The sequence below is a fragment of the Fibrobacter sp. UBA4297 genome (assembly GCF_002394865.1).
In the GTDB taxonomy this organism is placed as follows: Bacteria; Fibrobacterota; Fibrobacteria; order Fibrobacterales; family Fibrobacteraceae; genus Fibrobacter.
Genome location: NZ_DGUZ01000008.1, coordinates 14,941 through 28,635, shown reverse-complemented (window position 1 = coordinate 28,635; position 13,695 = coordinate 14,941). Strand labels below are relative to the sequence as shown.

Annotated in this window: 13 protein-coding genes and 1 tRNA gene; 8 read left to right on the top strand and 6 right to left on the bottom strand. The window is 47.5% G+C overall.

Annotated features, from left to right (window positions below):
* Positions 1-12 precede the first annotated feature (12 nt).
* A complete protein-coding gene (locus tag B3A20_RS02970) occupies positions 13-987 on the bottom strand; it encodes a hypothetical protein (RefSeq protein ID WP_290761656.1) in 975 nt (324 codons plus the stop codon).
* Positions 980-1,810: a TIGR02147 family protein gene (locus B3A20_RS02965; RefSeq protein ID WP_290761654.1), complete on the bottom strand. Its 831-nt coding sequence runs from the start codon at positions 1,808-1,810 to the stop codon at positions 980-982. The genes B3A20_RS02970 and B3A20_RS02965 overlap by 8 nt, the downstream gene beginning before the upstream one ends.
* Positions 1,811-2,299: 489 nt before the next feature.
* Between B3A20_RS02965 and B3A20_RS02960 the strand changes: the two genes are divergently transcribed.
* Entirely contained in the window at positions 2,300-3,166 is an 867-nt protein-coding gene (locus B3A20_RS02960) for a GGDEF domain-containing protein (RefSeq protein WP_290761652.1), read from the top strand.
* Positions 3,167-3,217: 51 nt separating this feature from the next.
* Here the strand turns inward: B3A20_RS02960 and B3A20_RS02955 are convergent, their stop codons facing one another.
* Positions 3,218-4,402: an MFS transporter gene (locus B3A20_RS02955; RefSeq protein ID WP_290761650.1), complete on the bottom strand. Its 1,185-nt coding sequence runs from the start codon at positions 4,400-4,402 to the stop codon at positions 3,218-3,220.
* A gap of 129 nt (positions 4,403-4,531) precedes the next feature.
* On the opposite strand from B3A20_RS02955, the gene B3A20_RS02950 reads away from it, so the two are divergent.
* Positions 4,532-7,279: a TIGR02171 family lipoprotein gene (locus tag B3A20_RS02950; protein ID WP_290761648.1), complete on the top strand. Its 2,748-nt coding sequence runs from the start codon at positions 4,532-4,534 to the stop codon at positions 7,277-7,279.
* Between the two features lie 88 nt (positions 7,280-7,367).
* Here the strand turns inward: B3A20_RS02950 and B3A20_RS02945 are convergent, their stop codons facing one another.
* Complete coding sequence (locus B3A20_RS02945) at positions 7,368-8,528, bottom strand: class I SAM-dependent RNA methyltransferase (RefSeq protein ID WP_014545559.1); 1,161 nt, start codon at positions 8,526-8,528, stop codon at positions 7,368-7,370.
* A 252-nt stretch (positions 8,529-8,780) separates the two neighbouring features.
* Between B3A20_RS02945 and B3A20_RS02940 the strand changes: the two genes are divergently transcribed.
* The 3 genes from B3A20_RS02940 (at position 8,781) to B3A20_RS02930 (ending at position 10,500) form a co-directional block, all read left to right on the top strand.
* Positions 8,781-9,224: a TonB family protein gene (locus tag B3A20_RS02940; RefSeq protein WP_290761645.1), complete on the top strand. Its 444-nt coding sequence runs from the start codon at positions 8,781-8,783 to the stop codon at positions 9,222-9,224.
* Between the two features lie 20 nt (positions 9,225-9,244).
* Positions 9,245-9,658, top strand: a complete 414-nt coding sequence (locus tag B3A20_RS02935) for a hypothetical protein (RefSeq protein WP_290761643.1) — start codon at positions 9,245-9,247, stop codon at positions 9,656-9,658.
* Positions 9,659-9,753: 95 nt separating this feature from the next.
* On the top strand, positions 9,754-10,500 hold the full coding sequence (locus tag B3A20_RS02930) for a hypothetical protein (protein WP_290761641.1): 747 nt from the start codon (positions 9,754-9,756) through the stop codon (positions 10,498-10,500).
* A gap of 56 nt (positions 10,501-10,556) precedes the next feature.
* On the opposite strand, the gene B3A20_RS02925 is transcribed toward B3A20_RS02930, so the two are convergent.
* Positions 10,557-10,628, bottom strand: a tRNA-Gly gene (locus B3A20_RS02925).
* Between the two features lie 155 nt (positions 10,629-10,783).
* Between B3A20_RS02925 and infC the strand changes: the two genes are divergently transcribed.
* Genes infC through rplT form a run of 3 tightly spaced genes read left to right on the top strand, consistent with a single transcriptional unit; the run spans position 10,784 to position 11,949 of the window.
* Complete coding sequence (gene infC / locus B3A20_RS02920) at positions 10,784-11,368, top strand: translation initiation factor IF-3 (protein WP_073443414.1); 585 nt, start codon at positions 10,784-10,786, stop codon at positions 11,366-11,368.
* A 21-nt stretch (positions 11,369-11,389) separates the two neighbouring features.
* On the top strand, positions 11,390-11,587 hold the full coding sequence (rpmI, locus tag B3A20_RS02915; RefSeq protein WP_014545553.1) for a 50S ribosomal protein L35: 198 nt from the start codon (positions 11,390-11,392) through the stop codon (positions 11,585-11,587).
* A gap of 11 nt (positions 11,588-11,598) precedes the next feature.
* Positions 11,599-11,949, top strand: coding sequence for a 50S ribosomal protein L20 (rplT, locus tag B3A20_RS02910; RefSeq protein WP_014545552.1), 351 nt, complete (start codon positions 11,599-11,601; stop codon positions 11,947-11,949).
* Positions 11,950-12,383: 434 nt separating this feature from the next.
* On the opposite strand, the gene B3A20_RS02905 is transcribed toward rplT, so the two are convergent.
* Positions 12,384-13,655 (bottom strand): M16 family metallopeptidase, encoded by a 1,272-nt coding sequence (locus B3A20_RS02905; RefSeq protein WP_290761634.1) that lies wholly within the window; start codon positions 13,653-13,655, stop codon positions 12,384-12,386.
* Positions 13,656-13,695: the final 40 nt, after the last annotated feature.

The following is a 13,695-nucleotide window of genomic DNA, read 5'->3' as shown; positions in this document are numbered from 1 at the left end:
GGATAGTTATCTCTAATCTTGTATTGGAGAGAACGTTGCTGTTGTCGGCAGTATTTTTTTGCTGATGTACTCTTTGTATTCCTCAGAACCGCATGGCGTCATGGCTTCGTTGAGTTTATTAGTCATGACGATTTCCAGTTTTTCGGAAAGTTCTCCGCAGTACGAGAACAGGAATCCGACGTGCATATCAAACGGACGGCGCTCGTAATCGCAGTTGTCGTAGAACGTTGCGACTGTGAGGGTGTCCTTCGTAATTTTTGTGAGAATGTGTACGGCAGGCGAGGTCTCGTTGATATTCAGCACGTAGAGCGGGCAACCGTCAACTTCATGTAAACTACCACCCATGAATTTTGCTGCAGTCGGGAAAACGAAGCTTAAATCGTTGAACTCTTTTGGAGTAGCTGCTTTATGCAATCCGATTTTCCTGAACTCGGCAATGCCAGGGCTTTCAAAGCATGTTTCTTGAGATACATCGCAACTTTTGAAGGTCACGTTATAGGCAAGGACATTGTCGTCGTAAGAAACTTCGGTGATGTTATAATTTTTGAGATAGTCGTCAAGCGTGTATGCGGACTTACCATCTGAACCGCAATAGCATGCTGTGCCGCTTTTGCATTGACAATCGGGATTGCCGAAATCTGGGTTGCCTGCACCTTCAAAGCCGCCTGCCGAACTGCTTGATGGTTCGGGATCCATGTGTATGGGGGCATAGCCATCTTCCTCTTTGCGTGATGAAGATGTAATTTCTACCGAGGGCGTTGGGCTTGTGGCGCTGCTTGTGATAATAGGAAATTCGTTTGGGAGTCCTGTAGATTTGTCGGAGCTCGATTCGATGGTGCGGTCTGCAGAACTACTGGACTCTGTTCCTTGGGCAATCTGGTTTGGCTCTTCGGCGGTGCCTGCAATTTTGTCTGAACAGGCCGAGAGGCTAAGTGCGGAGAAAGCCGCGACGCTTATAGTCAAGAATTTATTGAACAACTTAGTCATTGCCTTTCTCCTTCGCTTTCCTTGTGAGAGGGAATAACTGTAAATTTAGTCTATAAACTTGTTCAATGTTTTTATCGCCTGCAGCAATGCTCACGATTTTGCGGCGACATTCATCGAGTTCCTTGACGATTTGTTCGTAAGAGTCCTTGGAAATGCCCATGGTGACGCCAGTGAAATTGCGCTCGGTGCGGGCGAGGTCGAGCGAATTGGCTGCAATTTTCGCCATTTCACGGTGCATGTCGCGGATGGCGAGTTTGGTTGCTTCTGGAGAACCCTTGATGGATGTCTCGGTTTGGGTGTAGGTGTTCTCTCCGGTCTTGTTGAGGAACCCTGCCTTGACCAAAAAATCGAGGGATTGCTTGATGTCGGCCGCGGAAACATCCGTGTAGCACATCTTGGCGAGTTCGCCCGGAGTGGCGCCTGGCATGAGCGGGGCGAGTTCTCGCAAAACCGGATTGCGCCAGCTTTCGTAAAATTCAAAAAGATCGCCTTCGACAACTCGGACTTTGTGGACTCTCGCGATTTCTAGCATTTCGGCGTAGGCGGCTTTCTTTTTCACTTCGTCCGTTTCTTGGCCGAAGTTGACCATCGCCCTGAAGTAGTCCATCTCGAACCCGACTAGCCCCATGGCCTGCCCGGTACGTTCGACACCGATTCGACTCAGGTTGCTTTTCCCGTCGCAGACGACCTTCATGTAGGAGGACGAGGTGAAACCGGCGGCTTTGGAAAATTCACGCCACGAGAAAACATGTCGCAGCTTGCGCTCTTCGTAAAAGTCGCGCATGTACTGCCTGAAGTCAGAGTATTCGATAATCGCTTTCATTTGACTATAAATATATACCGAAAATGTCTGGAAAACAATATTGATATGCAACGAAATGTTATAAAATTGTTTGAAATTGCTGTATTTTATGTAAATTCTGATTAAAATGTATTGTATATGCAACGTCTGGAGCTTTTCTATGCGCTTGTAATAAGCGTAATATTACATAGTTTTTGTAGGCTTGTTTATGCGCTTTTAAGAAAAAAATATATTTTCTGTATTATGAGCGTTTTTGGTTTTTATGCGGAAGTCAATCTTGGGTGCGTTTGTCTCCTGTTACTTCTGTGGTATACTATCAAAAAACTTCCGACGCCGCAACCGAAGTACGAGCTTTTCCGGACTCTGGTGTTATGGCATATTCTGTATTTTTTGAGTGATTCCGCTTGGGCTCTTGTAAACAACGCTACTATTCCGAAGAACATTTTTAGCGTTTTGATAGTAAATTATCTTAACGTCTTTATCCTTCCGATGGTCGCTTATAGCTGCTTTATGTTTGCTGAAATTGGCACTCGTGCGGATATGACGCGCAAGCAGATAGAGCATCTCCAGAGATTGCTGAAAATTCCGATTATAGTGCAGGATGTCGGACTGTTTATTTCGTTTGTCGTGGTTCCTGATTTTTGGATAGATGATAAACTTGAACCTGTAGACCTCTATTACGTGGTTTTGTCGCTGTTACCGCTGCTTTATTGGATTGCTGCTACGGTTCGCGGACTTGCCCGTGTAAGGAATGCTCAAAATCGTCCGAATTTGCGAACGTACTTGATTGTGTCAAGCTATACGCCGGGTGTGCTGATTGCTGGCGGGGCTCAGATATTTTTTGCGATGACATCGCCGATATTCTGCTTCTGGTGTACGTTTATTATTTTGTTTGCGTATCTACATTTGCAAAACCAGCTGATATCGATGGATCCTCTGACGATGCTCAACAACCGTAATCGTTTGAATGACTATTTACGCCAACAGCACGAGGTTGAAGATTCCTATGTGATTATGGTGGATGTGGATCATTTTAAGCAAATTAACGATACATACGGCCATGCCGAGGGAGACCGCGCGCTTATTGTTGTCTCGCAGGCTCTCAAGAAAGCTTGTGAACGTCTGAATTTTTCAATTTTTCTGTGCCGCTATGGTGGTGACGAATTTTTACTGATAGCTCATACCGATGCGCCAGACGAAGTTGTACAGAAAATCAAGGCATGCCTGCAAGAAGAAATTTCTGTGCAGGAGGGGAAGCGTTCCTATAATATTGAAGTGAGTGTAGGCTATGCCCGTTGGGATGGCAATTCGGAGAACTTCAAGGAATGTATGATTAATGCCGACAAGAAAATGTACGAGGACAAGCGCTTGGCTTAGCACCTTCGGTGCTGTTGGCTGAGCTTAGCTCGCTACGCTCTAAGTTCTTAATCACCCTTCAAGTTTGTTCTTCAAGTAATGCCTTGAGGTATAGGTGAGGAACATGATGTCTGCAATGATGAGTGCAATGGCGCATGCCAAGAACACTTGTCTGTGCATGCTGAAGTGGTTTGCCATGGCGCCGCCCACGAGAATTCCTGCTCCGATGCCGATGTCCCATCCCGAGAGATAAGTGCTGTTTGCCGTGCCGCGCTGGTCGTGGCGGGCGAGGTTTACGCACATGGTCTGGTAGCCAGGGAAGATGAGCCCGAGACTTGTGCCAATGAGAAATGCTGCTGTGAAAAATGCGATGGGACCATGGCAAAAGGCGAGAATAAAGTAAGCGACGACAATCAGTGTCATGCCGGAACCGACGAGGTGAATCAGGTAACCGCGGTCAATGAGTCGACCTGTCATAATGCGGTTCAAAATGAGGCCTGTCGCGATGAGTGCGTAGAACCAGCCTGACCCACCGATGCCAAGCTCGCCTGCGTAAATGGCGATGTAGTTTGTGACGGGGCCGTATGCAAATCCGACGAAGATGAAGTTTGCAAATTGCGGAACGGCGCGTGTGAGGAAGAATCGGTCAAGAGAGAGAGGGGCGCGTTGCTTTTTTTCGCGTGGCTTTAGCTTGAGCGTTTGTACGAGAATGAGGCCGATGATGCAGAGCAATGTGGAAATCGCGAAAACGATTGTGTCACCGAACGCTTCGTACAGGAACATTCCGGTCATGGGACCGGTGGCGAAGGCCAAGTTCACGCTGATTCCAAAGTACCCGATGCCTTCGCCGCGGCGGCTTGCTGGCAGGGCGTCAATGGCGACTGTGTTACTTGCTGTGCTCGAAATGCCAAAGAACAGTCCGTGTGCAAAACGCACAACGGCAAGAATCGGCAAAAGCCCGACCGTCTTGTAGCCAAAAAAGCAGAGCGTGAACGCGAAAAAAGTCCAAAAGTATAGAGGCTTTCGACTGAACGTATCTACGAGAAAACCGGCGAAGGGCCTGCAGGCGAGAGCTCCAATCGTGTAGAGCGAGATGATAAAGCCTGCCGTTGCGTTGTCTGTCTGGAATTTGTCGATGATGTACAGCGGGAGAATCGGCAGTAGCTGGTAGAAACTAAAGAAAAGCAAAAAATTCGCTGCAGCGCATGTCGTAAAATTACGTGTCCAAAGTGCCGGTTTTTCGTTTGATGTTGCCATATCTAAAATACCTCTCTTAAAAGATAGAATCTTTTGCAGGTAATTATGGAATGCATTTTGAGGTGCAATCATTCCTGTGGGAACGGGATGCTATTTTATTGATACAATTAAAATTAGTATATTAATAATATGTATAAAATACAACATTTTGTATTGCTGCTCTTATTAGCAGCTATGGGGAGCGTTTCTTGTTCGGATGGAGACCATTCCGATAGGGGGAAAGCTATAGCTCCGATTATAGATAATGGGACATTTGAGGGAATGCTCTATGTTCAGGCCATGGGGAAAAAGACTTCGCTTGGGACAAATGAAACATCGGCGAAAATGCTTGAACGCCCGAAGATGGAGGTTGAATTTTCTTATGACTATTATATGGACCGTCACGAAGTTATTTGTAAACGGTTCAACGATGTTATGCGTAAAGTGTCTGGAGTAAAAGTGACATGTTCGCAAGACTCCATGCCTGCTGCAAATGTGACTTTTTATGATGCTGTTTTGTATGCAAACGCCTTAAGCAACGAAAATGGTCTTGATTCTTCTTATGAATATACTTCTGTTGATTTTGATTCGGAAAAACATTGTGTCAAGATGGATGGTTTCAAATTTAATCCGCAGGCGAATGGCTTTAGATTGCCTACAGAGGCGGAATGGATTTTTGCTGCGTCCATAAATTGGGATCCAACGCAAAGCTGGAATGGATTAAATTCTAAAAATGTTGTTCATAAAGTTTGTTCTTTTGGTGAATCGAAAAATGACTTTTGCGATTTGGCTGGCAACATGCTTGAATTCGTGAACGACCGCTATACATCTTTTAAGGATACAGTTGTCCAAAATTTTGTAGGCTCGGTCGATGGAGATGCTATTGGCTCGTGCGTGGTGAAGGGCGGGAGCTATTTGAGTTCGCCTTCGGCGATGTTCTTGTTCAGTAGAGGGGATACTTACCCAATATTGAGTTCAACAAAAGGGGATTACATCGGGTTTCGCCTTGTAAGCGGTTCGATTCCGGATGCTGTGTGGTTTACAGATGACGGTAGCGTCGTGTCTACTCCGATTACGCCACTGGTTGATGGCGCGGAAATGCGCCGAATGACGGATTCCTATCGTGCTAAGCTTGTATTCCGAAATGATTTGAGCGGGAATCTTGTCTATGTGGATTTTGCAAAAAACGCGAAAATTGTAGAAATTGAAGACAAAATAGATTCCTACCATCCTGATGTTTCTCCAGATGGCAAGCGCGTGGCGTTTTGTACGTCAATGGAAGGCGTTCGAAAAGAATCCACTGTCTTCGTTCGCGATTTAAATGAATCTGGGAGCAATCTGGTGAAGTTGCCTGTGGAAAATGCTGCAATCCCGCGCTGGCGAGTGAATCCGGATGGCGATACGGTGATTGTGTATGTTTCGTCTGCCAAGAATAACAAGGACGAAGATTTTATAGAGGAAAGTACATGGCAGGTCAAATTTGAAAATGGCAAGTTTGGAACTCCGCAAAAGCTTTTTGATGGCGCTTACCATGGCGGTGTTGTAAACGACAATAGTTTTGGAATTTCTTCTTCGACGTTGCTGCGTGCGCATTTGACAGACGTGCTTACGGGTACGGATGTGATTTGGTACAATGGGGAGCAGGCCTGCAATGCGTCATTGTCGAAGGATGGTACGAAACGTACGCTGTTCCTTGATTTTGGCGGCACGCGTGGGCGTGATTTTGTGGGCGTGAATTATGGTGTTCACGAACGAATTCTCGTGGCGGATAGCACGGGACACTTGGTGCGCACGGTGGCGTCTCCTGCAAAATATACGTTTGACCATACCGAATGGGCGGTGGGCATGTTAAGCGGTGAACCAAGCAACTTGATTGTCACAAGCCTTACGGATTACAATGGAACGCACCGCTTGCTTGCTCTTGTGAATCTGGAAAATGGTGATGTCGTGCCGCTTGTGGAAGGCGAGGAACTTTGGCACCCGTGCCTGTGGGTTTGGCAAGATGGTGAGGACCATCCGAAGCCTACTGTGAATGTGGATAGCGCTGGCGCCTATTATGACAACAAAGCAAAAAGCCTGTTCCCATTTGCAAATGTGGAACTGGGTATGAGACTCAAGTCGTTCTGGAGTCAATGCGATAAGATTGAAGTAGCCACTTTCGGAAGTTCGATGCTTTTGAACGCCGTGATAGAAGATTCTATTAAGTCCTATAAGGCAATTAATATGGGTGTGAGCTTGTCAGATCTCTACCTGTTTGACTACTTAATTCGGAATTATGTTGTACCATACGCTCCTAAGATAAAGTTCCTCGTGATAGAACTTTCTCCTGGGTTCTTTTTCAGGGCTTATAGCGATATGACTGGGCCGGTTCTTGAAAGTTCACCGGGTATCTGCTATGACATGAGATATTTGTCCGAATCAACGAAAAAAGATATCGCGCAACTTAGTCAGGACCAACAGTTTCCGCAAGTCTTGCTGGGACAGCAGTATATTGAAGGTACGTTCCTCTTGCCTGCTGGAGAATGGGGCGTTCCTGTTGTGAATGTGGATCTTTCTATACTGAAATTTGAATCTCCGTTTTTGCAGATAAGTTTGGAATATATTGAGGCTTTGAAGTTGTTTGTAGAATCCAAGGGCATTCAGTTGGTTGCCGCAATTCCGCCACGCAACCCTGGCTACAAGGATACTGAGGCTTTTGACCCGTATGGCCCGAGCTGGGATGATGCGCACAAGATTATTGACGCGGTTAAGGAAATGGAGATTCCCATTTTTGATGAATATAAAGATGGCCATCACGACTATTCAGGCGAGATGGCAGCTAATACAAACCATGTGAGCTATCTTGGGGCGGCTCAGTTCAGTGCAAGGCTTGACGCCTTCTTGAAAACGCTGAAGTAAGTTGCTAGTTGTTAGTCAGTAGTCAATGGTCTAAAGTATGGCGACGAAGTCGCGAATATGAAGCCAATAACTAATGACTATTGACCAATTACTTCTTTTCTAGTGCGACGAGCGTTTCGAGGTGCGGCGTGCCGGGGAACAGGTCCATCGGCAGCACTTCCTTGACGCGGTAGCCGTAACGTTCCCATTCGGCGAGAGCTGCTGGGATTTCGTCGGTGCCACAGAAAATGTGGAGCACGCGCACTGGCTTGCGCATCGCGAGAGCTCGGATGACGCCCGGTTCGGTTCCCTTGCGCGGCGGGTCAAGCAGAATGCGCTCCGGTTCGCCAGGAATCGGTCGCGGAAGTCTCATTTGCACAAACGTCTCGTCAATCTTGCCGGCGATGAACTTGTAGTTCTTCTTCAAGAATCTTGCAGAAGCCTTGGCGCAATCGATGGACGGGCCTTCCCATTCCACACCGAGAACGGACTTTGCGGCTTCGCCGAGCGCAAAGCTAAAGAGACCGTAACCGCAGTAAAGATCTAGGAAATGGTCGCCCTTTTCGAGACCGAGCAAACGGCTTGCGGACTTGATGAGGTTGTGAATCTGGCTTTCGTTAATCTGGCTGAATCCCGTCACCGGGTACTTGAGCCTGAAATGGCCGAGGTCGAGCGAAAGTTCGCGCGGGCCGTAAAGCTGCTTGAAGTTGAGTGTGTCAGTCGGGCGCTTTGCTTCGAGGTAGTAGTTGGAACCTGTGGGGTCCACGTAGGCATGGGCAGCGGTCACGTGGTACGGGCTCTGCTGCAAAACTTCGGAAATCTGCTTGAGCTTGCGCACGATACTTGCATCGAGCTTTTTCACGTTGAAAATCACGATGCGGTACTTGTACGTGCCACGGATGATGAGCCAGTTGAGCGCATAGGCGAGCGGCTTGTAGGCCGGCGTGATGAGCTTGTCAAACAGCAAGCGATAAATGGCGTTGTGTTCTTCGGGCTCCAAAATGCTATCGTATTCGTTAAAACGGAGGTCGCCCGGCTTCATTTCGACTTGGCGCTTGGACGTTGTGCGGTAATTGCGCGGCATGGGGCTTGCAACAATCGGCTGCGGACCGCGGGCGAGGCGGTTCACTTCCCAAAATTCGCGGATGGCTTCGTTCTTGACTTTGAGCTCGTCCTTGTAATCGAGCGGAGCAAGAGTCTCGCCGTAAGCGGAATCCGATTCCTTCGTGTAATTCGGAAGGTTATGTGCGATGGCTTGTTCAAAAAACATGAAATCCTCTTTTTCTACCCCTCAAATTTAAAAAGTTCCCGGAAAGTTTAAAGTCTATTTTTATGCTATGAGGGAGTGATTGGTAAACAGTGGTTAGTAAGCAGTGGTTGGTGGTTAGGGAGTGTGGGGTGTGAAGTCGGGCTAAGGTTGGTGCACTTCGGCTGGCTCAGTGACCTTTTGTCGAACTACCGAGCCGGGGGACCGATAGGTTCCAATGCAATAATAAGCTTTTATTATATTTCGTATAAAGGTATGAAATTTATGAAATGGATAGGATTTTTTATCATTGCTGCTATGCTTGTGGCTTGTGCGCCAAAGGCTGTTACTACCGTGCCTAATTCAGATGCCCCGGCCAAAGAAAGTGCTGGTCAATATAAAGATAAGCGTGATTCAACCTCGGCTGCTAAGGGCCGTTCCGCCCAAAAGATTATGGAGGTTGTCAAGGCAAATACCCCGAACCGTTTGAAACCTTTGTACAATAATTTCTTGCGGACAAAACCGGGCTTTGGTGGCAAGATTACGGTGAAGTTTAAAATACTCCCGGATGGCAATGTGGAAACGGGAGAAATTGTCGGTACAACTATGAATTTCCCTGAATTTGAAAAGGCTGTGCTGGATGATATCTTGCAGTGGAAATTTGATGCTGGGGATTATTCAAATTGTACTGTTACGATTCCGTTCACGTTTAGCGAATAATTTTTTAGGGAATTGTTTTTATGAATTACATTCGTTTTGTTAATTTACTTGCTGCTTTGTCGTTGGTCTTTGTAGCTTGCGATGATGGTAATTCTGCCACGCAGGCGGATGAACCTTCGCCGTCGCTAGAAACTGAGGGTGTTGCTAAAACTTGCGTTGAGCTGCCGGCTTGCGATACTATGGTCAAGTCCGACGTAAGCACTTGGCACTTTGTGCGTAGTGACGCATTCGGTGGCGATGCCGAATACACCTACAAGGCTGATGGCCGAGACCTGATTGTGACCATCAAGGACACTCATGGTTCAATCGATACCAAGACTTATTCCATGTACAATATGGAATCTGAAGTCGGCGTGGAAATGGCTTATAGTGCGGCGAAGGCTACTTGCAGGGACGGTGGCGGCAACGACAGAACGACGAAAGTGTGCTCTTGATGGTGTTGCGAAAATTTTCAAAAGTCCTAATGGCGTTGGTCATGGTTTGTTCGACACTTTGTTGGGCGGACTGCCATACCCTTGATCTATCAGTAATGATTGCAAAAGATTTTATGGTCATCGGTGCCAAAGGTGGCTTTTCTCCAAACGTTTTCTATACAACGTTGTCCGACCAACATGGAACTCGTTATGTGACGCTCCATCGCGAAAGCGAAGATGACCCGGGCCGCATTATGTGGGCGCTGTATTCCGAAAAGAATGGCGAACTCGACCATGTAATCGTTGATAGAAAGGGTAAGATGTACAAGGCCGTGGGAAGTGGCGAGGGCGGAAAGAATCCTCCGCCGAAGAAAAATTTTAAATATCACGGGAAAGACGGCGTTATTGCGCCGCTGTCTGCTCTTGATGAAGTTGCCTGGAATTTGATTGAGCTTCGCAAAACTGCAGAAGACCGCCATGACACAAATGATATCTTAATTGTTGTGGAATCGGAACAAGATAGAGATGATTTTCTCCGCAAAATCCGTTCCTATAGACCTTTAGTGCAGATGGCAAAGAATGCGGGCTTCTCGTATTTTTCCTTTGCTGTGTCAGGCAAAGTTGGTGCAAACTTCGGGGATTTGACAAAATTATCCCAAGACATGTATGATGTGGTGTGGCTTAAAATGCCATCTCAAGAAGAAGTGAAGAAGCATCAAAGATGCTCCTGTGTCGTTAGTTCTGAAAAGAGAACTCCCAGAGCTGTAATGTTCGAGAATGATAATCGAGACGGGGTTAGAGAACCCGTAAAAGCAAAGACTCCACGGAATAGGGGCGTGCTGGAAGTTCTTAAAGGTAATTAGCCGTTCAAGAGAAGCCTTGATTAAAGCAAAAAAGACCTCCCAAAGGGAGGTCTAAGAGCGGCGGACCGGGATCGAACCGGCAACCATTAGCTTGGAAGGCTAAGGCTCTACCATTGAGCTACCGCCGCGAGCATGGACAATTATACAAAAATATTGCGCTTTTTAAAGGGGTTCTTAAAAAAGTTGTTGGAAAAATATGAAAAAAATTCTAAATTTACGCTCGCATTAACAAACAATCATATCAGAGGTAGCATACTTGTTCCCTAATCCGCGCGATCGTCGCATGCCCAACCGTCCCAGTGATGGGACTCGTATCAACGAAGATATCCATATCTCTCCGATTCGTCTCGTGAAAGAAGATGGCGAAGCTGTCATTATCGAGACGAGCAAGGCATTGCAGATGGCGAAAGACGCCGGACTGGACCTTGTGGAAGTCTCCCCGAACGCTAAGCCGCCTGTCTGCCGCATCATCAACTACGGCAAGTACAAGTTCGAACAACTGAAGAAGGCTAAGGCTGCAAAGGCCAAGCAGCACGTGGTGAAGCTCAAGGAAATCAAGATGCACCCGAAGACTGCCGAGAACGACTACCAGTACCGCATCAAGCAGGCTGGCGAGTTCTTGCAGGACGGTATGAAGGTGAAGCTTATCATGCAGTTCCGTGGACGCGAAATGGCGCACATGGACTACGGCAAGCGCCTTATGGAACGCGCCAAGGAAGACTTGGCTCCGTTTGGCGATTTGGAAATGGATTCGCGGGTGGAAGGCAACACAATGCTTTCTATCTACGGTCCAAAACGTGGTGCCGGTAAAAAACAAGACCAGGCACCGAAGCCCGTAACCGAGCCAAAGGCAGCAGGTGAGGCTTAACTATTAACCTACGAGGTAAAAATGCCTAAGATGAAAACTCACAGCGGTGCTAAGAAGCGCTTCCGCGTGACTGGTTCCGGCCATGTCAAGTTCAAGCGCGCTGGTATGCGCCACATTCAAGCTAAGATGAACACTAAGCGTAAGCGCAACCTTCGTAAGGGCGCTCTCGTTAAGAAAGTCGATACCTATCATGTCAAGCGTCTGCTTGTCGTAGCATAAGGAGAGTAAGAATGCCACGCGCAAAAACTAGAGTTCCTTCCCGCGAACGCCGCAAAAAAATCCTCAAGGCCGCCAAGGGTTACTATGGCCGCCGCAAGTCGAACCTTCGCCTTGCTATTGACGCCGTTGCCCACGCTGGTCAGTATGCCTATGCACACCGCCGCGACAAGAAGGGTGATTTCCGCTCTCTGTGGATCACTCGCTTGAACGCTGCTGTTCGTGAATTCGGCATCAGCTATAGCCAGTTCATTTACAAGCTTTCCAAGGCTAACATCAACATGAACCGCAAGGTTCTCGCTGACTTGGCCGTCGCCGATCCGGCAGCATTTGCCAAGGTCGTCGAAATCGTGAAGGCTGCTTAAGTCCTGACTTAGCAAAAACGCGAGAAATTGCGCTCCGCCCGAAAAGGCGGGGCGCTTTTTGTATTTGATTTTACACAAAATGGTTTTTGATGGTCGATTTTGTGCGTACGTGCATATAAATTTTAGATTTATCGTTTTTTTTATATGCATTTTTAAGTTGGTTGTATACAAATTATTGTGCTGTTGGCTCGCTGTATTGGCTTTGGTGCATATAAAATGCGATGCTTTTCGATTTTTATATGCATTAAATTCTTGAAACAAAGTAATGAAATGCAAAAATGAGCATATAAAATCGGTTTTTTGTCCGATTTATATGCATGAGTCTGAAATTTGAACGCTTTTTATGCTAAAAAGAGGAGATGCCCGCACAGTGGCGGGCATGACAAACGGTTCAGGCGGACATGAGAATCGTCGGCAGTCGTGACAATTTGTTTTTAGAAAAAGTCTACGTCGAGGACGGTCTTCTTTTTGCTTTTGGGTTCGACGACGGCGATGGAATATTTTGCCGTGTTGAGCAAACGGTTGACGGTTGCGAGGACTTCGTCTTCGGTGATGGCGCGGATTTTCTTTTCGACGTCTTCCATCGTGTGGAACTCTCCGAGGTGGAGCGTCTGTTCCGCCATGCGCAGCACGCGCTTTTCGGGACTGTCGGCGCCGAGGTGGAGCCCGCCGAGGATGTTCGTCTTGGTGCGTTCGAATTCGTCTTTGATGAACCCGTGGCGCAAAAATTTCTTGACTTCGGCGATGGAAAGCGCGAGTGCGGTCTTGAGCTGGTGCGGCTCAGTGGCAAGTGCAACGCCCCAGTCTACGCAGTCCTTGTAAAGGTCGGCTGTAGAGTACACGGAGTAGGCAAGCCCTTTGTCTTCGCGGATTTTCTGGAACAGGCGCGATGCCATGCCGGCACCCATCGCAACGTTGAAAAGCGAGAATGCACAACGGTCGCGGTCGCTCATCAGCGAACGGTCGAAACTCAAACCCCAGAAAAGGTTCGATTGTGTGATGTCGCTTTTCTGTACAATCTTGATACCTTGATTTGGTGTGTAGATATCTTCGGGTGTTGTTCCGTTAATCTTTTTTTGTTCAAATTTTTTAGCACAAAGTTCTACGAGCTCTTCGTGCTTGACTTTGCCCGAGGCGCAAACGTAAAGCGGAATTTCGTCGGTGACTTGATTCCCGTACTTGAGCATTTGCTTGCGCGTGAGGGACTGGACTTGCTTCACGTTTCCGGTGATGGAATGCGCGATGCCGCAGCCCTTGAAATGAATGGCGTTAAAGATGTCACCTACGAGTTCTTCGGGAATGTCGTCATAGCTGTGGACTTCTTCAATGATGACGTGGCGCTCCTTTTCCATTTCTTTCTTGTCAAAGCGCGGGTGCATGAGCATGTCCGAAATCACGTCAATGGCAAGCGGCATGTCGCTGCTTTCAACTTGCGCGTAAAAGCCTGTTTCTTGGCGGGTCGTGTACGCTTCGAGATTCCCGCCGCGGTCTTCGATGGCGTGGGCGATTTCGAGTGCGGTGCGGTTCTCTGTTCCCTTGAAAACGAGGTGCTCGTAAAAATGGCTGAGCCCGAATTCATCGCTTGCTTCGTGGCGACTCCCACGCGGGACCCAGACGCCGACGGCTGCAGAATAGGCGTGCGGCATGTAATCTGTTAAGATGGTAATTCCGTTTTCGAGGACTGTCTGTTTGATGTTTTGTTTCATTTTTTGTAATACGCGCGTCGTATGGGAGCTAAAAGTCTTA